The organism is Dyadobacter sp., assembly GCF_039919315.1.
Lineage (GTDB): Bacteria > Bacteroidota > Bacteroidia > Cytophagales > Spirosomataceae > Dyadobacter.
Window position 1 is genome coordinate 1 of sequence record NZ_JBDSFX010000053.1, and the last position, 23,534, is coordinate 23,534.

A 23,534-nucleotide genomic window follows, 5' to 3' on the forward strand; every position below is an offset into this window, starting at 1 on the left:
GGTACAGTTACTGAAAGCGGAACTGGAATGGAAAAAGGCAACAGGATCATTAATTCAAAAATAATCAACACCACAATAATCTATCAAAAGCCATATTATGAAACGTCTTTTTATATTTCTCGGTGTGATCGCCGTCATCGGCCTAACCGCGGCAAAGTTGCTGAGCAACAAGGAGCAAACAGCACAAAAAGTGTACATTCCGCATCCGGATCCAAAAGTAGGTGTTAAGATTGCTGTCGCAGAAATGCGCAAATTGTCACAGGAATCGGCTTTTCTGGGTTCATTTACACCTAACCGTAAGGTAGAGATCCGTCCACAAGCAGGTGGGGAGATTATTCGTCTGACGATCGAGGAAGGACAATTTGTGAGAGCGGGACAGCTGATCGCCAAGCTCGACGACGAGCAATTGAGATATCAGGTGGAAGCATTGCAGGTTACATTGGAAGGCTATCAGAATGACCTGAAAAGATATGAAGTCCTGGTGAAAGGCGATGCAGTTCCGGCGGTGAACCTGGAAAGGACACAGCTGAGCATTCGCAGCACGCAGGCGCAAATTAAGCAACTGAACAAGCAGATCCAGAATACCAATATTGTAGCGCCATTCGGCGGCATTGTTACAGCCAAAATGGTCGAAAAAGGCTCGGTAGTGAGCATAGGAACACCTATGGCTGAAATCACCGACATCTCTTCGCTGAAACTGGTAGTTAACATTCCTGAAAAGTCGGTTAACGAATTTCGCACGGGTAAATCCATTGACATTAAAACGGACGTATATCCTGGTGCTGACCTGAAAGGACGGGTAACAATGGTAGCGGCGGAAGGTGACGATGCGCATAACTATCCGGTAGAAATTACCGTGGCTAATTCACAAAGTCATCCGCTCAAAGCTGGTATGTATGGCTCCATTGCCAACTCGGCAGACGTAAAAGGGGAAGCGCTGGCGGTACCGCGTCAGGCGATCATGGGATCGGCCAAGCAGCCGCAGTTATATGTGGTGGAGAACGGAAAAGCAGTGTTACGTTCAGTAGGGATCGGTTCGACAACGAATGATTTCTATGAAATTACCAAGGGTTTGAAAGCGGGCGACAAGGTTGTAACAAGCGGACAGATCAATTTGCAGGATGGTACCTCCGTCATTGCCCAGTAATTCATTCCAACAGACAGTATTATGAAATTTGTTGAAACCATATTAAAGCGTCCGTCGATGATTATCGTGCTTTTTGCGATACTCTTCATCGGAGGATTGGCATCTTATACGCAGCTCAGCTACGTGCTGCTGCCCGAGTTTTCGGTACCAACCATTACCATTACAACATTATATCCAGGCGCGGCACCCACGGAAGTGGAAGCTGAGGTCAGCAAGAAGATTGAGGATGCGGTGTCCGGCCTGGATAATATTGAAGAGGTTACCTCCAAATCATACGAAAGTGCCTCGCTGGTGATCGTGCAGTTCAAAGCCGGTACCGACATTGACAAGGCATTGGAAGATGCGCAGCGCGATGTGAACAACATGCTGAGCGACTTGCCGGACGACGCGGAAACTCCTTCTTTATCCAAAATATCACCCAGTGACCAGCCGATTATGCAGCTGCTGGCTACATCCAATCTACCTAATGAAGTGTTTTATCAGCAGGTAGAGGACAAGTATCTGCCTGTTCTTCAACAGATTCCGGGAGTTGCCGAGATCAACATCGTAGGTGGTGACCAGCGTGAGATCCGCGTGAACGTGAATAATGATAAGCTCAATTTTTACGGGTTGTCGTTGTTGCAGGTCACGCAGGCGATCAACCAGGCCAATGTGGATTTCCCGACTGGAAAAGTAAAAAGTTCTTCCGAAAATATGACACTGCGGCTGGCAGGTAAATTCGCTTCGCTGGACGACATTCGCAGCCTGGTTATCACTTCGCCTGTCAACGGAAGCCCGATCAGGGTAGGTGACGTGGCTGAAATTACCGATGGGCTTACCGATGCGGAGAGTATCAGTCGGTTCAATGGTGTCAACGGGATTGGTATGTTTATCAAAAAGCAATCCGATGCCAATGCGGTTGAGATCAGTAAATCAGTTCAGGCGAAATTGGCGGCCATTGAGAAAGCCAATGCGAAGGATAAAATCAAATTTGCGATCGCATACGACAGCAGCATTTTTACATTGGAATCGGTGGAAGCCGTTACCCATGACCTGATCATCGCGGTGATTTTGGTAGCCGTGGTGATGTTGCTATTCCTGCACAGTTTCCGGAATGCATTCATTGTAATGGTTTCAGTACCAGCCTCATTGATCGCCGCATTCCTTTTTATGTATGTGATGAGCTACTCGCTCAACCTGATGACATTGCTTGCATTATCATTGGTAATCGGTATCCTGGTCGATGACTCCATTGTAATTTTGGAAAACATCCAGAGACACCTGGAAATGGGTAAAGATCGGTGGCGGGCCACGGTGGACGGTGTTACCGAAATCGGTTTTGCCGCATTGGCTATTACGCTTGTGATTGTGGTTGTATTTGTTCCGATCACGATGGTCAACTCGGTAATCGCGGATTTGCTGCGCCAGTTCTCACTGACAGTGGCATTTGCGACCATGGTCAGTTTGCTGGTAAGTTTCACGCTCACGCCCTGGATGACTTCGAAAATGGCTCGCATTGAGCACCTTGATCCTAAAAATCCTGTACAGGCATTTTTACTATGGTTTGAAAATGGATTGACCAAGCTGACCAAATGGTATCACGGCAGTCTGGAATGGGTACTGAGCCACAAACTGGCATTCTCCGGGATCCTGGTAGCGATATTCGCGATGACAGCCTGGGTAATGGGCCTCGGGATTATTGGCTCGGAATTCGTCGCGGAAGGTGATCAGGGTAAGTTCCTGTTAACCATGAAGCTCGATAAAAGCGCTTCGTTGCAACAGAACAACCTCAATGCGCGAAGTATTGAAGACTACCTGAGGACAAAACCGGAAGTGAAAACCATTTTTGCCAACGTAGGTGGTGCCAGTACCGGGCTGAACAGTTCTGGGCAGGGCGAAACCAATCGTACCGAGCTCACTGTGGAATTGATTCCTGTGGAAGAAAGGAAAAATGCACAACCTACTGAGGATTATATGCTTGCAGTGAGGAAAGAACTGGAACAAAAATTTGCGGGTGTGGAATTTAACTCCGCAGCAGTGGGTATGGTAAACTCCGGTACTGCGCCGATCGAGATTTTCCTGAGCGGCGATAACCTCGACAAGATCCTGGTTTCGGCCAATGACCTTGCCAATCGTCTGAGAAAAACACCGGGAGCCAATGACGTGAATGTATCGGTGGAAGCCGGAAATCCCGAAGTCAGGGTGGATATAGATCGTGAGAAAATGGCGAAGCTGGGACTGGATATTCAGACCGTCGGCGCCACGATGCAGAACGCATTTGCTGGTAATGATGATTCCAAATACCGGGACAGCGGTGAAGATTATGACATCCGTATCATGCTGGATGCATTTGACCGGAAAAATCCTGACGACGTGAAAAGCATTACTTTTTACAGTCCGGCAGCGAAACGCGCGGTACGTCTGGCAGAGTTTGCCGATGTTACATTGAGCACCGGCCCGTCGATCGTGGAACGAAAAAACAGACGTTCATCAGTGACTGTAACCGCCAATACATTAGGAATTGGTTCGGGAACATTGGTGAGCAATATTCAAGCGAGTTTGGTGCAACATCCCCTTCCTTCTGACGTCATTCTGACATGGGGAGGCGATGCCAAAAACCAGAGCGAGGGCTTCGGCTCACTGGGGCTGGCTATGTTGGCGGGATTGATGCTGGTGTACTTTATCATGGTATTGCTTTACGACAGTTTCATTTATCCGTTCGTCGTACTGTTCTCCATTCCGGTTGCCGTGGTAGGAGCGTTGCTGGCGCTGGCATTATCATCCTCAAATATTGGAATTTTTGCCCTGCTGGGTATGCTGATGCTGATCGGGCTTGTAGTTAAAAATGCAATTCTGATCGTTGACTTTGCAAACCAGCAAAAAGAACAGGGCATTCCGTTCCGCAAAGCGATATTGATCGCAGGGGAAGAACGGCTGAGACCGATCCTGATGACGACCATCGCGATGGTGATCGGGATGATACCGATCGCTACGGCGACAGGTGCCGGGGCTGAATGGAAGAACTCGTTAGCCTGGGTTTTGATAGGCGGATTGACCAGTTCTATGCTGCTTACGATCTATCTCGTACCGATGGCATATTATTTGGTTGACAGGTTAGGTGAGAAATGGGCGGCGTTCAGATTGCGCTCACCCAGGGTTCAGGAAAGTGTTGTTGTGGAGTAAATTAAGGAAACGTGCAGTGGGTTAACATCAAAAATTCCTGTTTTGCCTGATAAAAACTAACCAGTCATTGAAGTTTAAAGTTGGTCAGGACTTGACAATTACAGGTCTGGTCTGGGAAATAAGGCAAAACATTTTTTTTCATTTTAACGGTAAAATACAAAATGAAGGGCATTTTTTTGAACTAGTGGGGCGGGTATCGGGTTATCAATAAAATTAAATCCTTTCGTGCCGGGACATGCCCTTTTTTTCGGCCCCGGCTTGACGCTGTTACGACGGATTTTTGCCAACTCAACAAACAGGAAAATGACAATTTTTACATCACTCACGATTTTCTAAAAAACTTAAACCATGGAAAAGAAAGGCTACAATACCAACTGATCCTACTGATCACTCTTAATCAGACACCTGTCTGAGGCCTAGTCGGCACCCCACTAAAAGAGCTCTTGATCCTGACACTAATTATTATGGGTAACAAATTAAAAAAGCGCATCGCCGAATTTAAGGACGCGGCAATTATAAGAGAGAAAGGTCTTTATCCTTATTTCCGGCCAATCGAGTCCGGACAGGACACAGAGGTCATCATCAACGGCAAGCCAGTCCTGATGTTTGGATCCAATTCGTACCTAGGATTAACTTCCCATCCTTACATCGTTGAAGCATCACAACGGGCCATTCAGAAATACGGCAGCGGATGCGCGGGCTCACGTTTCCTGAACGGTACATTAGATATACACGAAGAACTGGAAAGAAGGCTAGCGGCTTACACAGGAAAAGAAGCATCTGTTCTTTTCAGTACCGGCTATCAGGCCAACCTGGGTGCATTGTCCAGCCTGACAGGCCGCAATGATTACCTGATCCTGGATGAAAGCGACCACGCTTCTATCATTGATGGCAGCCGTCTTTCATTTTCCAAAGTGATCAAATACGCTCACAACGACATGAAGGACCTCAGAAAGAAACTGAGCCTTTTGCCGGAAGAATCTGTGAAGCTGATCGCTACGGACGGGATTTTCAGTATGGAAGGTGATATCGTCAAACTTCCCGAGCTGAATGCCATTGCAGCAGAATTTGATGCTTCGGTACTCGTTGACGACGCGCACAGCCTGGGCGTGATCGGAAAGAATGGTGCCGGAACTGCTTCCTATTTTGGGCTGACCGAATCGACAGACCTGATCATGGGCACATTCAGTAAGTCGCTGGCTTCTCTCGGCGGATTTATCGCCGGTGATGCGCAGACGATTGATTATCTGAAACACCGCGCACGCTCATTAATGTTCAGCGCGAGCATGACACCCGCGGCAGTAGGAAGTACATTGGCTGCATTGGATATCATTGAATCAGAACCTCATCATATCGAACGCCTTTGGGCCAATACCAGATATGCAAAGGAATTGCTGCTCGTGAATGGTTTCGACCTGGGCAAAACAGAAAGTCCGATTTTGCCGGTTTACATCCGCGACAATGAAAAGACATTCCTGATGACCAAGCTTTTACAAGAAGACGGCGTATTTGTGAACCCGGTGGTTTCTCCGGCCGTTCGTCCCGAGCATTCCCTGATCCGTTTCTCATTAATGGCGACGCATACCTTCGGTCAGATCGAAGAAGCCGTTGACAAAATGGCCAAAATATATCGTCAAATCTGTCCAGAAGCTGTTACTGAAAAACTATGAAGCGAATTATCCCCGTAAACTCTCCCAAGGAACTGAAATTATTCATCGATTTCCCGCATGATCTTTATCAGAACGACAAAAATTATGTTCCGGAATTGTTCATTGCCCAACAGGATATGCTTACACCAAGCAAACATCCATTTTATGAACATTCGGTGGTTCAGACTTTCTTGGCATACGACGGGGATAAGATTGTAGGGAGGATAGCAGCCATTTTTAACCGGAACCACAATGCCTTCACAGGCAGGAACGATGGGTTTTTTGGTTTTTTTGACACCATTAACGACCAGGAAACGGTTAATCTGCTGATTGGAGCGGCTGTTTCGTGGGTAAAGGAACACGGGGCCGGATCATTAATGGGCCCGGTAAACTTGTCAACCAATGACACCTGTGGTTTACTGATCGATGGTTTCGACAGGCCTGCCATGGCGATGATGGGTTATAATGCGCCTTATTATCAGCAATTGCTTGAAAATACAGGGCTTGTTAAGAAGACGGACCTGCTGGCGTATGAGATCAATGTCAATACGGCGAATGATAAGTCGGTAAGGCTGATCGACGCGCTGGAAGGAAGGTTGGAGCGCAGCGGTATTGTGATCCGCAAGATCAATCTCAAAGATTTTAAGAATGAGGTGATCAAGATCAGGGAAGTTTATAACAAGGCCTGGGACAAGAACCTCGGTTTTGTACCAATGACAGAAAAGGAGTTTGATTACCTGGCGAAGGACCTGAAAATGATCCTGGACCCGAACTTCTGCCTGGTTGCTGAAAAGGATGGAGAGCTGGTAGGGTTTGTTTTGGGGATACCTGATATCAACCAGATCCTGATCAAGATCAAGCGGGGACGTTTGTTGCCGACCGGGCTCTTCAAGTTGCTTTTTGGTAAAAAGAACATTACCCGTATCCGCGTACTGACATTGGGTGTGATTGAAGGATACCGCAAAATGGGCATTGAGGCCTGTTTGTACGGTCATATCATCAAAAACACTTATGGTACCAAAATCACCGGAGGAGAGTGTTCATGGATGCTGGAAGAGAATTACCTGATGAACCACGCCATTGAGCAGATCAATGGAAAGCTGTACAAACGGTACAGATTGTTTGAAAAACCAATATGAAAGAATGTGTATTCATCACAGGGGCCAGTGGGTTCATAGGTTACCATCTGGTAGCGACCGCGCTCAAAGCAGGTATGGAAGTACATGCAGCGGTGAGGCCGTCCAGTGATCTGGCCTTTTTGAAACAGCTTCAAAAAGAGGCAGAACCCGGCACCCTGGTGTTTGAGAATATAGATTTCAGTTCAAAAGAATCTTTAAAATCGTTGCTGGAAAAAGGGGGCTATACCTACATCATCCATGCAGCAGGCGTAACGAAGGCAAAAAATGCTGCAGCATATAACCTCGTGAATGCCGAATACTCGCTCAATCTGGCGCAGGCAGCCATGTCGTCTGATATTCCACTAAGGCGGTTTGTGCTCCTGAGCAGTTTGGCGGCCATTGGCCCGCTGGCCTATGCCGAGGAGCAGCCTATCACGGAGAGCACTTTCCCCATTCCGGTGACGGATTACGGAAGAAGCAAGTTACTGGCAGAACAATACCTCGAAACCGTGAGTGGCTTGCCACTCAGCATTATCCGCCCGACAGCGGTATACGGTCCCGGCGAAAAGGATTTGTTTGTGCTTTTCAAAACACTCAGCAAAGGCCTCGACGCATACATTGGCAACGGCCCGCAGCGACTGAGTTTTGTATATGTAAAAGACCTTGTAGCCGCTACCATGGCTGCATTGACCGAAAGTCAAAAAGAAGTGACGGTGTACAACATCTCCGATGGAAATGCTTACGACCGTTACGCACTGGCTGACCGTTTCAGGGAAATCAGCGGAAGGCATATTTTTCGCACCCACCTGCCGATGGCACTGGTAAAACTGATAGCGGGATTTCTGGATTTTGTTTATGGATTTTCATCAACAACACCGGTACTGAACAAAGAGAAGCTGAAAGAACTGACAGCCTCCAACTGGATATGCAGCATTGACGCTGCGAGGAACAACCTGCAATACCGGCCGCAATATGATCTGCGACAAGGGCTTACGGAAACCCTGATCTGGTACAAAGAGAATAAATGGCTTTAAATTAAATGTGACCTTTTTGATCATGAGCCGGAGTTCCGGTGCAAATGATGAGACCAAACAAAGGGGCAGCAGGAAACACGTTATGAAAAAATGAAAACATTAATGAAGTCGGTATGGTTAAAGTTCTTGGTGATCCTGTGTGTAGCACAGATCGGATCGGGAGCGGCCATAGCGCAGACCACAACTATCAAAGGAACTATTACAGATGCGAAGACCGGTGAAACCCTGCCTTTCGTATCTATTCTGATACCCGGAACCACCATGGGAACCGCTTCCGATTCGGAAGGACGTTATGCTATGACTTTACGGGAAGATCACTCCACCATTAAATTCACCTACGTCGGCTACCTCAGCATTGAAAAACCGATTGAACCAGGGAAAAACCAGGTGCTTAATATCAAAATGTCAGTTGACGCTTCGATGTTGAAAGAGGTAACCATTAAAGGAAGGGGACGATACAGAAACAAGGATAATCCTGCTGTACAGCTGATCCGTGAAGTGATTGACCATAAGGACCAGAACAAAATGGCCAGCAATGAATTCGTGGAATATGAGCAGTACGAGAAGATTTCGTTTGCGCTGAGCAACCTTTCGGATAATTTCAAGGAAAAACGGATTTTCAGGAATTATCAGTTTTTGTTCCAGGACCAGGATTCCACTGCCATGGGTGGCAAAAATATTTTGCCTGCCTACATTCAGGAAAAACTGTCACAGGTTTATTTCCGCAAAAGCCCTTATTCGAAAAAACAATGGGTACTGGCCAACAGACGCGCCGAATTTGATGCCAAGTTTATCGATAATGATGGTCTGAGCGCTTATTTCAACAGGTTGTATGAAGATATTAACCTGTACGAAAACGATGTGTCGATCGCTACCAACTTATTGTTGAGCCCGATCGCTAACACGGCACCCACTTTTTACAAATACTTTATCAGGGATACCATCAAAACGAGTACGCCCTGGCTGGTAGAACTTGGATTTGTTCCCCGTAACAAAACAGACATGCTTTTTGAAGGCAAGCTGTTTATTACATTGGACGGTAACTACGGTGTTCAAAACGCGTATCTGACAGTCAATAAGGACATTAACCTCAATTTCATGCGTGACCTCGAAGCACGTCTGGAATATGAAAAAGGCCCGGACGGACGCTACCACCCGATTAAGACTACATTGGGAATGGAGTTTGCATTGGGCGAGAAAAATGCTGGTTTCTATGGTCAGCGCGTAGTGAATTTCAAAAACTACCTGATCAACCAAACCCGCCCGGACAGCGTTTACAATGGTCCGCGTGAGGAAATCGTGTTTAATCCTGAGGTGAAAACCGGCGAATCGTACTGGAATAGCGTAAGGCATATTCCACTGGAAAGAATGGAGCTGGATATCTACAAAAACGTAGATACACTGCAAACGATCCCGTCATTCCGCCGTACGATGGACATTGCGACCTTGTTTTTATCGGGTTACAAATCCTTTGGGAAAGTAGAAGTTGGTCCGGTCAATACATTTTACAGCTTCAACCCGATTGAAGGTTTTAGGCTTCGTTTTGGAGGAAGGACTACTACGGATTTCAGCAAACGCGTTTATTTCGAAACTTATGCGGCCTATGGTTTCAAGGACCGTAAATGGAAGTACTTTTTGAGTGGTACCTATTCATTCAACAACAAATCTGTTTACCATTTTCCATTGAACTATATCCGGGCGAGTTTTCAGCGCGATACTAAAATTCCTGGCCAGGATTTACAATTTGTTCAGGAAGATAACTTCCTGCTTTCGTTCAAAAGAGGCGATAACAACCGCTGGCTTTACAATGACATTTACAAACTGGAATACGTCCGCGAATTCGAAAGTCGCTTGTCTTACAAAATTGGTTTTACCCAATGGAGACAAACTCCCGCAGGCGTGCTCCGCTACGAGAACTTTGACAGAGACAGTGCCTTGCAAAATGTAGGCGGGCTGAGCAATACTGAGGCGAATTTTGAGCTGCGTTATGCGCCGCACGAGCAGTACTACCAGGGAAAATTGTACCGGACGCCGATCATTAACAAGTACCCGATCTTCACATTGCGTTACAATGCAGGTTTGAAAGGGGTTTTCGAAGGCCAAAACAAGTATCACAATGTTGCCCTTAATATTTCAAAACGCGTGTACCTGTCACAGTTTGGCTATGCCGACGTGACGACCGAGGGTAGTTATATTTTTGGTAAAAACATATTGTTCCCGTTGCTGTCCATTCACCGTGCCAACCAGACCTATGCTTACCAGCTGAACTCATATAACCTGATGAACTTCCTGGAATTCGTGAGTGATCATTATGCCAGCCTGGATGTGCAGTACTATATGAATGGTTTTATTTTCAATAAAATACCATTGCTGAAAAAGTTGAAACTGCGCGAGGTTTTCAGTTTCAAAGGACTAGTGGGAGGCTTGCGTGATGAGAACAATCCGGCATTGAATCCGTCACTGTTCCGCTTTCCGGTGGATGCGGATGGCAAGCCGATCAGCTATACTTTATCGCGGGAGCCATACATTGAAGGTAGCGTGGGGGTAGCGAACATTTTCAAGCTGCTTCGTGTGGATCTGGTCAAACGTTTCACATACCTGGACAACCCGAATGTTTCGGAATGGGGAATTCGGGCGAGGTTCAGGCTTGATTTTTAAGAGAGAAGCTAAAACACCAATTATATATGAATTATGCAATCATAGCGGCAGGAGAGGGTTCCAGATTGGCCAAGGAGGGTTTCACACTTCCCAAACCAATGGTAAGCCTCTACGGAGAGATGCTGATAGACAGGCTGATCGGGATTTTTATGCGTAATAATGCAGAAAGGATCAAGATCATCATCAACGAAGATTCGGCGAGTCTGGAAAGTCATTTGTCTGAACTGAGCCGGACTATGCCGATTGACATTGTAAAAAAATCTACGCCGAGTTCATTGCATAGTGTTTACGAGCTTTTGAAAACAGACCCTGAACTGGATTCAGTTTGCCTGACCACCACGGATACCGTTTTCAAAGAGGAGGAATTCAGCGCATTCATTTCAAAGTTTGAACAAAACCAGCAAATGGAAGGGCAAATGGCGGTTACGTCATTCATTGATGACGAAAGCCCATTGTTCGTGACAGTGGATGAAGAGAACCTGATTACTGCTTTTACCGACGACAATAGCACACATACGCCATTTGTTTCCGGTGGAATTTACTGTTTGAGGAAAAAGGCCATTGAAAATGTAAACCGGGCCGTGGAAGACGGACTGAGCAGAATGCGGAATTTTCAGCGGCAATTGCTGGAAAATGGCGTAAAACTCAAAGCATATCCTTTTTCCAAAATTGTGGATGTGGACCATGTGAGTGATATCCGTACAGCGGAACTGTTTTTAAGGCCAGAAAATGCGGCTTTGGAAATGATAACCAACTAATTGACACTAATTAATTAAAAGACCGGAGCGTTTTGCCGGTCGCCAGCGTACATGAATGAATTAGAAATACTGGGCGTTCACCGTAATAAAAAGTTTTCGCCTAACCATATTGGTAATGATGATGCGATTTTTTCTCTGACAGCAAAAGAACTTGAAAAACTAGGGTGCGATGTCACCATTTGCTGCGAAGATGAATTTTTGGCCATGGAGCACGTGGAGTATAAAAAAGTGTTCACCATGGCCCGTCAGAAAGAGGTGGTTGCCAAGTTGCAAGTATTGGAAAAGAATGGTGTCCAGGTTTTGAACTCAGCATTCGGCATTGAAAACTGTTTCAGAACCAACCTGACCAATGCATTGAATTTGAACAATATCCCGGTTGCGGAAAGTTACATTGTTCCTACGAGTTATCAGGATGATGAAGTTTTTGATAAAATAACAGGCAAGGGTTACTGGATCAAGCGCGGAGATTTTCATGCGATCCATAAAGAAGACGTTTCCTTTGCTGTTTCCAAATCGGAAGCGAAAGAGATATTGAGGGAGTATGCATTGCGTGACATTCCCGACGCGGTGATTTCCAAACACCTGATCGGCGACCTGGTGAAGTTTTACGGAGTGCGTGGTACTGACTTTTTCTTTTGGTTTTATCCCTATGATAACAACCATCATAAATATTCAGAATACCAGGACATCAATGGTGAATCGGTTTATTACCCGTTTGATGCATTGAAACTGAAAGATGTGGCGACAGATGCAGCTGGTTTTGTAGGGATTGAAATATATGGTGGAGATGCGATTGTCGGCAAAGACGGGAAGTTCAGGATCATCGATTTGAATGATTGGCCAAGTTTTGCACCTTGCCGCGACCAGGCAGCCGGCCATATTGCAGGCATGCTATATCAGAAATTTACAAGCGCTAATTAATGGACACAGCCAGCACCGGAAATACAGTCACAAAAGAAGCAGAAAAAGAGGTTTCTGCATTCGAAAGTTCGCTCAAATCCAACGACACGGAGGAGCAGATCGACATTTGGTTTTATCGCCCGATAGGGTATCAAATTGCCTTGTTTTGCGCTAAAATTGGTTTGCGGCCTAATCCTGTGACCATAATCAGCATATTTTTTGGTGTGGCAGCTGGGATTTTGTTTTACTACCAGGAATTGTGGATCAATGTGATCGGAATGCTTTTGCTGGTTTTTGCCAATTCGCTGGATAGTGCCGACGGACAGCTGGCCAGGATGACGAATGATAAAAGCAGGCTGGGAAGGATTCTGGACGGAGCGGCAGGCGATTTCTGGTTCATAGCGATCCACATTGCGATCTGTTTGAGAAGCCAGAATGAAGGATGGAGCGCATGGATATGGGTGCCCGGGGTACTGGCAGGTGCATCGCACGTAGTACAATCGGCGATGGCGGATTACTATCGGAATGTGCATTTGTTTTTCATCAAAGGAACATCTGGCAGCGAGCTGGATAATAGCGCGGAACTTCAAAAGGAATACGATAGCCTGAGCTGGTCGAAGAATTTTGGAATGAAATTCATCGCCCGTACTTATTTGAACTATACCAAATTACAGGAAAGCTTTTCACCCAACCTGCAAAAATTGCTGGCGGTGGTGAGAGGAAAGTACAAGAATGGATTACCGCAGACATTGGTGACCGATTTTCGTGCGCAAAACAAGCCGCTGATGAAGTATACCAACATTGTACAGTTCAACACCCGGGTGCTTTTTTTGTTCCTATGGCTGTTTTTGGACCAGTCGTGGATCTATTTTTTCTTTGACATGTTTGTCCTCAACCCGATCCTTGTATATATGATCGTGAACCAGGAAAAAGTGAGCCGTTATTTTTATCAGCAGATTTCAACTGACAAAACGAATGGGTACCAAGGCGTATAAAGCCCTTTTCATGGTGATCGGCATCATTTCACTGGGCTATATGATTTATAGCACAGGGCTGACCGTGATTTGGGAAAACGTTCAGAAAACTGGCATTTGGTTCGTTCCGGTGATGGGTAGCTGGCTTTTAATTTATATACTCAATGCATTCGCTTTCCGGGCGATCATTCGCGAACCTGAGTTACCAGAAAGCAACCTGTCATTTTGGGCGGTACTAAGGCTCACCATTTCGGGATATGCGATCAATTACATTACGCCATTTGTGGCGCTGGGTGGAGAGCCCTACCGGATTCTGGAATTGAAACCTGCGCTGGGGATACAAAAAGCAACATCGTCGGTGCTGCTATACAGCTTAATGCACATGTTTTCGCATGTGTTGTTCTGGCTGGCTTCGATCTTGCTGATTGTCGCGGTGGTTCCTTTGAGCAATGTAATGCTGGCGGGATGCGGCGTATTACTGGTTACCGGGCTCGTTTTGGGGTACTGGTTTATTAATGTGTATAAAAAAGGATTTACGGTCAGCACATTCCGTTTGCTTGAAAAAGTCCCTTTTATCAAAACCAGGGCGCGTGAGTTTGCATTGAAAAATGCTGAAAACCTGTACGAAGTGGACGAGCAGATCAGGGTACTGTATGCCGAACGAAGAAATGTGTTTTATGCTTCTTTGTTTTACGAGTTTTTGGCCAGGACGATTGGCTGTCTTGAAATTTTCTTCACAGCACATGCCATTGGTTTGGAAATGAGTTTGTCGCAATCGCTGATTGTAAGCTCAGGTTCATCATTATTTGCCAATCTGATCTTCTTTTTCCCCATGCAGCTGGGTACCCGCGAGGGCGGACTGGCGCTGGCTTTGAGAAGTGTAGGCTTGCCAGCGGCACAGGGGATTTTTATAGGAATAGTGCTCAGGATCAGGGAGATCGTGTGGATCATCATTGGTTTAGCATTGATTACTAAGAAAGTGAAGGTGAAGGAGGAGGTGGTTTTGCAGTGAGCTTTCGGCAGTCGGCTTTCGGCTGTCAGCTTTAATATTTGGATTAGTAAATTTTAAGAACTTAATAAATGTCTGACGGCTGACGGCCGACAGCCGAAGTACAAATGACAAAAGGAATTCTACTTGATTACGGCGGTACAATTGATACCAACGGCCTGCATTGGGCCAATGTGTTGTGGGAAAGCTACCAGCATAATCAGGTGAATGTGGACAGGGATGCGTTCGCAAATGCATATAAGTTCGGAGAGCGGGCATTGGCCATCCAGCCGATCATTGAGCCGCATCACGTTTTCTATGATGTTTTGTTCCTGAAAGTTGAGCAGCAATTCGCTTTTTTGAAAGAGAACGGACACCAGGTAAATGATGCTGCGATTGAAGCAATTGCGAATGAATGTAACCTTTTTGCACGCACTACTGTTGAAAAAGCTGCGCCGGTTTTAGCACAACTGTCGCAAAGTTACCCTCTCGTGATGGTTTCCAATTTTTATGGAAACATTCAGAACGTTTTGAAGGATTTTGGCATTGCCCATTACTTTCAGGCTGTGGTTGAATCTGCTGTCGTCGGTGTCCGGAAACCCGATCCGCAAATTTACAAGCTGGGAATTGATTCGCTCGGCTTTCTTCCTGAGGAATGCGTGGTGATCGGGGATTCTTATTCCAAAGACATTTTACCCGCAAAAGCATTGGGCTGCAAAGCATTATGGCTTAATGTGAAAGGCTGGGAAGATGCCGCTGACCACGAGCAGAAAGTTTCGGTTGCAGATGTTGAGATCACAGATTTTAACCAGACGCCGGACGCAATAAGAAGTCTGGATTAGTTGTCAACTTTTGTCATGGCAAGAAGGGCTATGATGAAATTAAATTAAAAAATTACCATGTACGACATTTGCACCATAGGGCACATTACACTGGATAAGGTAGTTACGGCCCAATCTGTCAAATACATGCCCGGCGGTACCTCGTTTTATTTTTCAAAAGCGCTCAGGCAATTTGACCTGAAATATATGCTGGTGACGGCATTGGCGGAGGAGGAAAGTCATATCGTAGCAGGTTTGAGAGACGAGAACATTGAGGTTTTTTCTCAAAACAGCCCCTATACCGTTTACTTCGAAAATATTTACAGTGCCAATCAGGACCACCGTGAACAGAATGTGCTGCACAAAGCCGCCCCATTCACAGTAGCGCAAATGCCCGCGATTGACGCCAAGATATTTCACCTCGGCCCGTTGCTTTCGGATGATATCGCTGTCGATCTGTTAAAATCACTCGCTTCCAAAGGAATGGTTTCACTGGATATTCAGGGATACCTGCGATATGTGAAGGACAAAAAGGTGTTTTACGAAGACTGGGCTAATAAAAAAGAAGCCTTGCAACATGTTTCCATTCTCAAAGCGAATGAATTTGAAATGGAGGTAGTAACAGGCACCAGCGATGTACGCGAAGGCGCACAGTACCTGGCCGACCTGGGAGTGAAAGAAGTGATCATTACGCTTGGCAGCAAAGGTTCATTGATCTTCAAAGACAACCATTTTTTCCGGATACCGGCTTTTAAGCCATCGGCAGTAGTGGATGCGACAGGTTGTGGCGATACCTATATGGCCGGATACCTGAGTAAAAAAGTAGCGGGAGCAGGTGTGCAGGAAGCGGGCGAATTCGGTGCGGCCATGGCTACATTGAAAATCCAGTCTTCCGGACCATTTTCGGGGGATACCGGAATGGTGGAAGAAGTGCTCCGGTATGGTGAATGTGACAGAGAAGTGATTGCCCAGGCAATTTATTTATAGACGCTTACAACAGTTATGAGATACGTAGTCAGCATGTTAATGGCATTGTGCCTGTTGCTTGTTTCGTATTCAGGTAGTTTTTCTTTGGATAAAAAATCGAGTGGAACGGTAGCAGAGCCAGACGAATTTCCGATACCGAAGAATGTCCCCGGATTGCTTTTTTATATTCAGCGTGACCCGAATACGAATACAATAGTTTACCAGCTTAACTTCGATCAGCAGGGCCGGTTAAGTGAGAAGAATCCTGTAAATACGTTCTGGATCCGTTATCCGGAAGGAGGAGGCCGGAAGGAGCTTAACTACCTGCAGCGGAAATTTGCTTATGGGATTAATTCCAAAGCAATCGGTAATGCAACGTATGAGCTCAGGTCTGTCGCTTACTCCAAGATGCCGCTGTATCTGCGCAGAGACAACAAGAATGAGTACCATGTTTATGCCAACATCGACAAAAAGGAGTGTATCCTCAGCCGGGTTTTTATCCGGATCGATGGTGGGACATTTTGGTCGCCCAATGTTTTATATATAGAACTGAAAGGCACTGAAACAGCCACGGGTAAAACCGTTATTCAACGTATAAAACCTTCGTGACATGGCTTGATGTTGGTGTTTCATTCTTCGTTTCGTACCGGTGATCATAGAAATCGTCGGTTATCGGGGTAAGTGGTATGATTTTATACCAAGGTTATGAGCTGCCTATGCTATCTTGTGCTCGGACAAATCTCACTCAATTTAACCTACTAACTTATGAAGAATGTTGGAAACGCTACTCAGGACCAGGTATTCAAGGACGAAATCATGAAAGTGTCCGATTTTAAATTCGGAACAACAGTGGTAAACGTCTTTGACGACATGGTGAGCAGATCAGTACCGTTTTACAATGAAACCCAGCGGATGCTGGCGGAAATTGCGGCTGATCATGTGAATGAAGGAAGTTTCGTGTACGATTTGGGTTGCTCTACAGGAACCACGCTCATTGAGGTGGACAAGCTGATACCCTCCGACATCCGGTTTATCGGCATCGACGAGTCAAAGGAAATGTTGGACAAATGTGATCTGAAGTTGCAAGAAGCTGGTTTTGCCCGCCCTTACGATCTCATACCCGCAGACTTGCATCAGGAAGAACTTCCGATCCACAATGCCTCGGTAGTGATTTTGTGCCTGACACTTCAGTTTGTACGTCCGCTTTACCGGGAGCGGCTGCTGCGTAACATTTACAATGGTCTGAATCCTGGCGGCGTGCTGCTGCTCGTGGAAAAAGTGCTGGCCGAAAGCAGTGTTTTTAATCGTGATTTTATCAAATACTATTACAACTACAAACGCCGCAATCATTACAGCGAAATGGAGATCTCGCAGAAACGCGAGGCGCTTGAAAATGTACTGATTCCCTATAAGTTATCTGAAAATATGCTCCTGTTGAAAGAAACAGGCTTCGCCGATTGCGAGGTATTTTTCAAATGGTATAATTTTTCAGGAATGATAGCTTACAAAAAATCATGATCACGATCGGTAATTTCTTTTTCACATATAGGAACATCTTATTCATAGTCCTGTATCTGTTGCTTTTTATACCCTCTCCAATGCTTTTCAGTCCGGAAGTATTTGGCGAGAAATATTATCTTTTTCCAATCATCCTGGGTTTGGCGGTCACTTTTGCCGGTGAGCTTATCCGTGGCATTACCATTGGGCTGGCCTACATTATCCGGGGTGGCAAGGACAGGAAAGTGTACGCCGAAAAGCTGGTGACTGAGGGTATTTTCAGGCATTGCCGGAACCCGCTTTATGTAGGGAATATACTCATGCTGCTCGGTGTAGGAATTTTGTCCAACTCGTTGATTTATGTAGCGATCGTGATGCCTTTGTTCCTTTTTATTTATCAAACCATCGTGCTGGCAGAGGAAAATTTCCTGCGCAACAAGTTTGGCGTGGATTTTGACAACTACTGCAAACGCGTAAATCGCTGGCTGATCAATTTTAATGGTCTTTCGGAAACATTCAGCGGTATGCAGTTCAATTACAAACGCTGGATCTTGAAAGAGTATAATACATTGCTGGTCTGGCTGATAGGAATTTTTGCTCTATTGCTGTTCACGTACCCGCAGGTCGTACCGGACGTAAATTCCAGAAATACTTTGTTTGGCGTGATCGTGGTTTTCTTGCTGTTGGTATACGGCTATATCAAATATCTAAAAAAGTCAGGGAAGATGACCGATAGCATGGCCTGAAACCTCAAACAACCCCCTATATTAATTAACTAAATTATGAAAATCGTAATCATTGGAGGAGGATTCGCCGGTGTAAACCTGGCGCTTGATCTTGCAAAAAGCAGCCAGTTCGAGGTGACGCTGGTGGATAAAAATAATTATAATTTTTTCCCGCCGCTGATTTACCAGGTAGCTACGGCCTTCCTAGAACCTTCCAGTATCAGTTATCCGTTCCGCAAGCTTTTTTCGGGAAAAGAAAACCTTCACTTCCGTTTGGGAGAATTATTGAAGGTAATTCCAGGCGAAAATAAGATTGTGCTGGATAATGGTGAAATGGATTACGATTTTTTGGTTTTTGCAACCGGGGCGGAGACCAATTTCTTTGGCATGGAGAATGTGAAAAGGAACGCCACACCCATGAAAACCCTGGAAGACGCGATTGGCATGCGGAACAAGATGCTCATGCAAATGGAAAAAGCCACGCTGACCGAAGATCCTGCGGAAGTTAAAAAACTGCTGACCGTCGTCATTGCCGGAGGCGGGCCAACAGGAGTGGAGATATCAGGCATGTTTGCAGAAATGCGCAATGGTATCCTGCGGAAAGAGTACCCCGAGCTGGCGGGTAAAGGAAGTGAAATTTACCTCGTGGACGGTGGCGACGCATTGCTATCACCCATGAGCGTCAAATCACAGAAGGATACCTACGAAGCGCTTCGCAAGCTGGGTGTCAAGATAAAGCTGAATACGCACGTAGCCGATTTTGTGGATGATAAAGTGTTCTTCTCGGAAGGGGACTCTATTGAAAGCAAAACGCTGATATGGGCGGCCGGCGTCACAGGCAAAGTATTTGAAGGTATTCCGCCGGAAGCGTACGGACGAGGAAGAAGGCTGATCGTAGACGCGTATAACAAAGTAGCTGGCTCTTACAACATTTACGCAATAGGCGATGCCAGCCTACAGACGACGGATGCAAATTTCCCGAATGGCCATCCGCAGGTGGCACAGGTTGCCATCCAGCAGGGCAAAAACCTGGCAAGGAATTTCGAGCTCGTGGCCGAGCATTTACCATTGAAGCCATTTGCTTACCACGATAAAGGTTCGATGGCTATCATTGGACGCGCCAAAGCCGTGGTCGATATGCCTTCGCCGAAGCTGCATTTCAAAGGAGTTATTGCCTGGCTTGCCTGGTTGTTCATTCACCTTGTTTCGCTGATCAACCACCGCAACAGGATGAAGACGCTGTATAACTGGATGATCGCTTATTTCACAAAGGATCAGTCGCTCAGGATGATCATTAAGCCGTCGGTCACCCAGGAGAAAGTCGAATCGGTTTAAAAGTATTCAATTTCAACGTTTAAGGTTGGGAGTTTGATAAAAAACACCCAATTTTAATTGCCGGTAAGCTACCAGTCAACACCGGTAGCTTACCGGCCTATACATATATTCCATGGAACCGATCACTATTGATGTTACACAAAACACACCATACGGTCTCCAGAAAATTGACTCTTCAATTTCTTTCGGAAAATTTATAGATTTTCTGGAAGGTAAAATAGATCAGGAACAAACGGTCAAAAGGACCTTTTTCTCGATGGCTCTCGAAAGACTGAAAGCCAATCCGGCATTTGAATCGGAAATAGAACTATCCGACATCAGCCAGTTTCAGGAAGAATTAGGGTTGATCTACGGCATGCTAATGCCGCCCATTGCTGACGAGAAGGACGTTTTCTGGGCTATGAGTGCCCCACTTACCCCTGTTGTATTTTACGGTACTACCGGTTTTTACAACCTCGTGACTGAAAACGAGACAAGGTGCATTAAATGCGACCTGATCGAGGACCAGGGCGTAAATATCAAGCAGAAAACCAAGATGCTGTACTCCTTTATTCTGGAACGCCTCTATCATTTTCCGCCATTGCACCAGAATGATATGATCATCACATTAAAGGATGATGTGTCAGGAATGCAGAAGTACTATCGCCTCAATCTCGACAACCGTTTCTGTGATGTGTACGCGAAAGGCAGCCTGCCTGAGCTGGATCTCGATTCGATTCGGGCGGATATGCAGGAATCTTTCGATATTGACACATTCACGACGCTGCTTCCGCATTCCTTGTTCAGGTTTGAGGGATTTTCACTGATAACCCTTACGGATGTTACCGCGGAACATGCAGTTGAAAATATCAAAAACACGATCCTGGATCGCGCTTCCTATGATCCCAAAACGTATTTCAACTACGTCGCCGGTGCATTGAAAATGGTCGTGGAAAACCCGCGCATTGATTTCGGCCTGATGGCCGTGCTGCGGGTCAATAATAAGCTTGTGTTCGACCGGAGCAGTATGCTTTTCAGCAAGCTGATGTCGGCGGCCACCGAGAGTGATATGGCGGAGGAAACCTACCTGAATATGGCAAACCATTATTTTCAGTCCCCGAAGCCATTGCTGATGCGTAGCCTGGGCTCCGAGGATGAGAACAAGCAGGATTTTATCAGGATACTGAAAAACGACGGGGTTGAATCCTATGCATTGCTGCCGGTTTACTACGATAATAAAGTCGTTGGCGTGCTGGAAGTGTATTCCAAGGAGCAAAAGGCCATTGACGAGAGGGTACTTGCCAAGCTGGATGTAGCATTGCCGTTGGTCGCTCAGATCATGAAAAACCACATTGACGAGTTCAATGCCGAAATTGAAAATGTGATCAGGGAGAAATTTACCTCTTTGCAGCCCGCCGTACAATGGCGGTTTCGCGAGACTGCCTGGCACTACCTCAGAGATAAATCGGTGAACCCGCAATCTGCCTCCATTGAAAATATCCATTTCAAAAATGTGTATCCGCTTTACGGCGCAATCGACATACGGAATTCCACGTTGGAGAGGAACAGCGCACTCAGGGATGATTTACAATTACAATTCAACTTATTGATAGAAACCTTTACTTTCCTGAAACAAAAACTGGGATTCGGGCTGGCCGATGAAATGATCTACAAATGCAAGAAATGGATTGCAGAAATAGGCGACGATTCCACGGACAATGATGAAATGAAAGTGAGGGATTTTCTGGAAAATGAAGCACATCCTTTTTTGCAGCATTTCAAGGAAGACAGTTTGCAGCGGGCCGTTTTTGGAAATGGTACCGCTGATCCTGCCGAAAAATTACTGAGGGATAATATCGATAAATATTTCGCGATCATCGATGAGCAAAATGGCGCTGCTTACACCAACAGGCGTGCATTGGAAGCGTCCATGCAGAAGATTAATTCGGCTGTCAATCTCTATCTGGACCTGTTCAGAAAGGAAATTCAGCAATCCTACCCCTGTTATTTCGAAAAATTCAGGACGGATGGCATTGAATATGACATTTACATTGGTCAGTCTATTGAACCGGAAAAAAAATTCAGCGAGCTTTATCTGAAAAATATCAGACTGTGGCAGCTTACCTCCATGGCGGCGATCGCGAGGATCACCCATTCGCTTATTCCGCAGATGGAGAAACCATTGGAAACCACGCAGTTAATATTCATTCATTCCAGTAGCATCGACATTAGTTTCAGGGATGATGAACGACGTTTTGATGTGGAAGGTGCCTACAATATAAGGTACCAGGTGATTAAAAAGCGCATCGATAAGGTACACATTAAAGGTACCGGTGAGCGCCTGACCCAGCCGGGTAAAATTGCATTGGTATATTTCAATAGTAAATCTGCCGAAGAATATGTAGGCTATATCCGGTATTTGCAGGAAAAAAATACTTTAATGAATGATCTTGAATTCCTGGATCTTGAAGAATTGCAGGGTGTAAGTGGTTTGAAAGCGCTGAGAATAAGTGTGAACCTGGATTCGGAATGGAGTTAATAGCAGCGTAACGAAGCGTTTATAATATATAATTGACCTTTCTATGAACTATAACCATCGGCTCGACAAAGTAAAGCACCACGTCCATCACTTTTTTGGAACCAAATCATTGGCGCAGTTGAGCTATCACAACCTCGTTCATACCGAGGCGGTAGTTTCCAATGCAGTGAAAATCGCCAATCATTACCGGTTGGAGGACAGGGAGACTTTTATTGTCGTGACCTCGGCCTGGTTTCATGATACGGGATATAGCAGCGGTGAGGCGGCAGGCCATGAAAAGAGAGGTGCCGAAATGGCGGAGGCGTTTTTGAGGTCTGATGAGATTGATGAAACGGTTATTGACGAGGTAAAAGGCTGCATTATGGCCACTATCTGGCCACAAAAGCCGGAGAATTTCCTGCAGCAGATCATGTGCGACGCCGACCTGTTTCATTTTGGAACACCGGAATTCGCTGACTGGAACAAGCTCGTGCGCAAAGAAGCCGAACAACGATCCGGTAAAAAAATTGACAAATCGGACTGGCGAAAGAGTACCATCAGGTTACTTGAAACCCATACTTTCCAGACTGATTACTGCCGTGACTTGCTGGATAAGCAGAAACAGAAGAATCTGGACAAACTGAGAGAAAAAGACCTCGAAGTGGTGGCCGAGAAGGAAAAAGAACGAGAAGAAGAGATCATAACATTGCCTGTCAGAGAAGAAGGCGTGTCCTTCCCTGAAATGGCCGAGGGGAAAAAGGTCAAAGCGGACAGGCCGGACAAGGGAATTGAAACCATGTTCAGGATCAGTTCCAATAACCACCAAAGATTGAGTGATATGGCTGATAATAAAGCACATATCATGATCACGACCACATCTATCATTATTTCAGTTTTGCTGAGTGTGCTCGTCAGGAAGCTGGAAGACAACACCTACCTGATCATTCCGACGATGTTGCTGCTCACCATTTGTATGATCACCATGGTGTTTTCCATTCTCTCCACCAGGCCTACCATTCCGCACGGAACATTCACGCAGGAGGACATTGATACCAAGAATGTCAACCTGCTTTTCTTTGGTAATTTTTACAGAATGTCTTTCACTGACTATTCCAATGGCATGCAGCGCATGATGAATGACCGGGAGTTTTTATACGGAAGCTTAACCAAGGATGTTTATTCTCAGGGTGTTGTGCTGGGCCGTAAGTATCGGCTGCTCCGGATAGCGTATAATGTTTTTATGTTTGGTATTGTGGTATCCGTGGTCGCATTCGTCATTGCCTCCGTCCTTTTTGAACATTAACC

Annotated in this window: 18 protein-coding genes; all 18 read left to right on the forward strand. The window is 45.8% G+C overall.

What is annotated here, in order from left to right; genetic code table 11:
- The first annotated feature begins 97 nt into the window (after window positions 1-97).
- The 18 genes from ABIO93_RS14385 to ABIO93_RS14470 all read left to right on the forward strand — a co-directional run bounded on the left by ABIO93_RS14385 (window position 98) and on the right by ABIO93_RS14470 (window position 23,532).
- Window positions 98-1,147 carry an efflux RND transporter periplasmic adaptor subunit gene (locus tag ABIO93_RS14385; protein ID WP_348068784.1) on the forward strand — a complete coding sequence of 350 codons (1,050 nt, stop codon included), beginning with the start codon at window positions 98-100 and terminating at the stop codon, window positions 1,145-1,147.
- Window positions 1,148-1,168: 21 nt separating this feature from the next.
- Entirely contained in the window at window positions 1,169-4,309 is a 3,141-nt protein-coding gene (locus ABIO93_RS14390) for an efflux RND transporter permease subunit (protein WP_348068786.1), read from the forward strand.
- A 464-nt stretch (window positions 4,310-4,773) separates the two neighbouring features.
- On the forward strand, window positions 4,774-5,979 hold the full coding sequence (locus ABIO93_RS14395; protein WP_348068788.1) for a pyridoxal phosphate-dependent aminotransferase family protein: 1,206 nt from the start codon (window positions 4,774-4,776) through the stop codon (window positions 5,977-5,979).
- Entirely contained in the window at window positions 5,976-7,097 is a 1,122-nt protein-coding gene (locus ABIO93_RS14400) for a hypothetical protein (protein ID WP_348068790.1), read from the forward strand. Before ABIO93_RS14395 ends, ABIO93_RS14400 begins: the two co-directional genes overlap by 4 nt.
- A complete protein-coding gene (locus ABIO93_RS14405; RefSeq protein ID WP_348068792.1) occupies window positions 7,094-8,110 on the forward strand; it encodes an NAD-dependent epimerase/dehydratase family protein in 1,017 nt (338 codons plus the stop codon). The genes ABIO93_RS14400 and ABIO93_RS14405 overlap by 4 nt, the downstream gene beginning before the upstream one ends.
- 90 nt (window positions 8,111-8,200) lie before the next feature.
- Window positions 8,201-10,768, forward strand: coding sequence for a DUF5686 family protein (locus ABIO93_RS14410; RefSeq protein WP_348068794.1), 2,568 nt, complete (start codon window positions 8,201-8,203; stop codon window positions 10,766-10,768).
- A gap of 26 nt (window positions 10,769-10,794) precedes the next feature.
- Window positions 10,795-11,526 carry a sugar phosphate nucleotidyltransferase gene (locus tag ABIO93_RS14415; protein ID WP_348068796.1) on the forward strand — a complete coding sequence of 244 codons (732 nt, stop codon included), beginning with the start codon at window positions 10,795-10,797 and terminating at the stop codon, window positions 11,524-11,526.
- A gap of 51 nt (window positions 11,527-11,577) precedes the next feature.
- Window positions 11,578-12,447: a hypothetical protein gene (locus ABIO93_RS14420; RefSeq protein WP_348068798.1), complete on the forward strand. Its 870-nt coding sequence runs from the start codon at window positions 11,578-11,580 to the stop codon at window positions 12,445-12,447.
- Window positions 12,447-13,421 (forward strand): CDP-alcohol phosphatidyltransferase family protein, encoded by a 975-nt coding sequence (locus ABIO93_RS14425; protein WP_348068800.1) that lies wholly within the window; start codon window positions 12,447-12,449, stop codon window positions 13,419-13,421. The genes ABIO93_RS14420 and ABIO93_RS14425 overlap by 1 nt, the downstream gene beginning before the upstream one ends.
- On the forward strand, window positions 13,402-14,412 hold the full coding sequence (locus tag ABIO93_RS14430; protein WP_348068802.1) for a lysylphosphatidylglycerol synthase transmembrane domain-containing protein: 1,011 nt from the start codon (window positions 13,402-13,404) through the stop codon (window positions 14,410-14,412). The genes ABIO93_RS14425 and ABIO93_RS14430 overlap by 20 nt, the downstream gene beginning before the upstream one ends.
- 104 nt (window positions 14,413-14,516) lie before the next feature.
- Entirely contained in the window at window positions 14,517-15,230 is a 714-nt protein-coding gene (locus tag ABIO93_RS14435; RefSeq protein WP_348068804.1) for an HAD family hydrolase, read from the forward strand.
- A 57-nt stretch (window positions 15,231-15,287) separates the two neighbouring features.
- Window positions 15,288-16,196: a PfkB family carbohydrate kinase gene (locus ABIO93_RS14440; RefSeq protein ID WP_348068806.1), complete on the forward strand. Its 909-nt coding sequence runs from the start codon at window positions 15,288-15,290 to the stop codon at window positions 16,194-16,196.
- A 15-nt stretch (window positions 16,197-16,211) separates the two neighbouring features.
- The gene (locus tag ABIO93_RS14445) at window positions 16,212-16,784 is read left to right on the forward strand and encodes a DUF4833 domain-containing protein (RefSeq protein WP_348068808.1); all 573 of its coding nucleotides are present in this window, start codon (window positions 16,212-16,214) and stop codon (window positions 16,782-16,784) included.
- 156 nt (window positions 16,785-16,940) lie between these two features.
- Window positions 16,941-17,693: a carboxy-S-adenosyl-L-methionine synthase CmoA gene (gene cmoA / locus ABIO93_RS14450; protein ID WP_348068810.1), complete on the forward strand. Its 753-nt coding sequence runs from the start codon at window positions 16,941-16,943 to the stop codon at window positions 17,691-17,693.
- The gene (locus ABIO93_RS14455) at window positions 17,690-18,418 is read left to right on the forward strand and encodes an isoprenylcysteine carboxylmethyltransferase family protein (RefSeq protein ID WP_348068812.1); all 729 of its coding nucleotides are present in this window, start codon (window positions 17,690-17,692) and stop codon (window positions 18,416-18,418) included. Before cmoA ends, ABIO93_RS14455 begins: the two co-directional genes overlap by 4 nt.
- A gap of 36 nt (window positions 18,419-18,454) precedes the next feature.
- Window positions 18,455-19,732 (forward strand): NAD(P)/FAD-dependent oxidoreductase, encoded by a 1,278-nt coding sequence (locus ABIO93_RS14460; protein WP_348068814.1) that lies wholly within the window; start codon window positions 18,455-18,457, stop codon window positions 19,730-19,732.
- 112 nt (window positions 19,733-19,844) lie between these two features.
- Window positions 19,845-22,250 carry a GAF domain-containing protein gene (locus ABIO93_RS14465; protein ID WP_348068816.1) on the forward strand — a complete coding sequence of 802 codons (2,406 nt, stop codon included), beginning with the start codon at window positions 19,845-19,847 and terminating at the stop codon, window positions 22,248-22,250.
- Window positions 22,251-22,293: 43 nt separating this feature from the next.
- On the forward strand, window positions 22,294-23,532 hold the full coding sequence (locus tag ABIO93_RS14470; protein WP_348068818.1) for a Pycsar system effector family protein: 1,239 nt from the start codon (window positions 22,294-22,296) through the stop codon (window positions 23,530-23,532).
- Window positions 23,533-23,534: the final 2 nt, after the last annotated feature.

Excerpts from the sequence above, each read along its gene's own strand:
- ABIO93_RS14385 (WP_348068784.1), top strand. The coding sequence starts at position 98 with ATGAAACGTCTTTTTATATTTCTCGGTGTGATCGCCGTCATCGGCCTA.
- ABIO93_RS14390 (WP_348068786.1), top strand. The coding sequence starts at position 1,169 with ATGAAATTTGTTGAAACCATATTAAAGCGTCCGTCGATGATTATCGTG.
- ABIO93_RS14395 (WP_348068788.1), top strand. The coding sequence starts at position 4,774 with ATGGGTAACAAATTAAAAAAGCGCATCGCCGAATTTAAGGACGCGGCA.
- ABIO93_RS14400 (WP_348068790.1), top strand. The coding sequence starts at position 5,976 with ATGAAGCGAATTATCCCCGTAAACTCTCCCAAGGAACTGAAATTATTC.
- ABIO93_RS14405 (WP_348068792.1), top strand. The coding sequence starts at position 7,094 with ATGAAAGAATGTGTATTCATCACAGGGGCCAGTGGGTTCATAGGTTAC.
- ABIO93_RS14410 (WP_348068794.1), top strand. The coding sequence starts at position 8,201 with ATGAAAACATTAATGAAGTCGGTATGGTTAAAGTTCTTGGTGATCCTG.
- ABIO93_RS14415 (WP_348068796.1), top strand. The coding sequence starts at position 10,795 with ATGAATTATGCAATCATAGCGGCAGGAGAGGGTTCCAGATTGGCCAAG.
- ABIO93_RS14420 (WP_348068798.1), top strand. The coding sequence starts at position 11,578 with ATGAATGAATTAGAAATACTGGGCGTTCACCGTAATAAAAAGTTTTCG.
- ABIO93_RS14425 (WP_348068800.1), top strand. The coding sequence starts at position 12,447 with ATGGACACAGCCAGCACCGGAAATACAGTCACAAAAGAAGCAGAAAAA.
- ABIO93_RS14430 (WP_348068802.1), top strand. The coding sequence starts at position 13,402 with ATGGGTACCAAGGCGTATAAAGCCCTTTTCATGGTGATCGGCATCATT.
- ABIO93_RS14435 (WP_348068804.1), top strand. The coding sequence starts at position 14,517 with ATGACAAAAGGAATTCTACTTGATTACGGCGGTACAATTGATACCAAC.
- ABIO93_RS14440 (WP_348068806.1), top strand. The coding sequence starts at position 15,288 with ATGTACGACATTTGCACCATAGGGCACATTACACTGGATAAGGTAGTT.
- ABIO93_RS14445 (WP_348068808.1), top strand. The coding sequence starts at position 16,212 with ATGAGATACGTAGTCAGCATGTTAATGGCATTGTGCCTGTTGCTTGTT.
- cmoA (WP_348068810.1), top strand. The coding sequence starts at position 16,941 with ATGAAGAATGTTGGAAACGCTACTCAGGACCAGGTATTCAAGGACGAA.
- ABIO93_RS14455 (WP_348068812.1), top strand. The coding sequence starts at position 17,690 with ATGATCACGATCGGTAATTTCTTTTTCACATATAGGAACATCTTATTC.
- ABIO93_RS14460 (WP_348068814.1), top strand. The coding sequence starts at position 18,455 with ATGAAAATCGTAATCATTGGAGGAGGATTCGCCGGTGTAAACCTGGCG.
- ABIO93_RS14465 (WP_348068816.1), top strand. The coding sequence starts at position 19,845 with ATGGAACCGATCACTATTGATGTTACACAAAACACACCATACGGTCTC.
- ABIO93_RS14470 (WP_348068818.1), top strand. The coding sequence starts at position 22,294 with ATGAACTATAACCATCGGCTCGACAAAGTAAAGCACCACGTCCATCAC.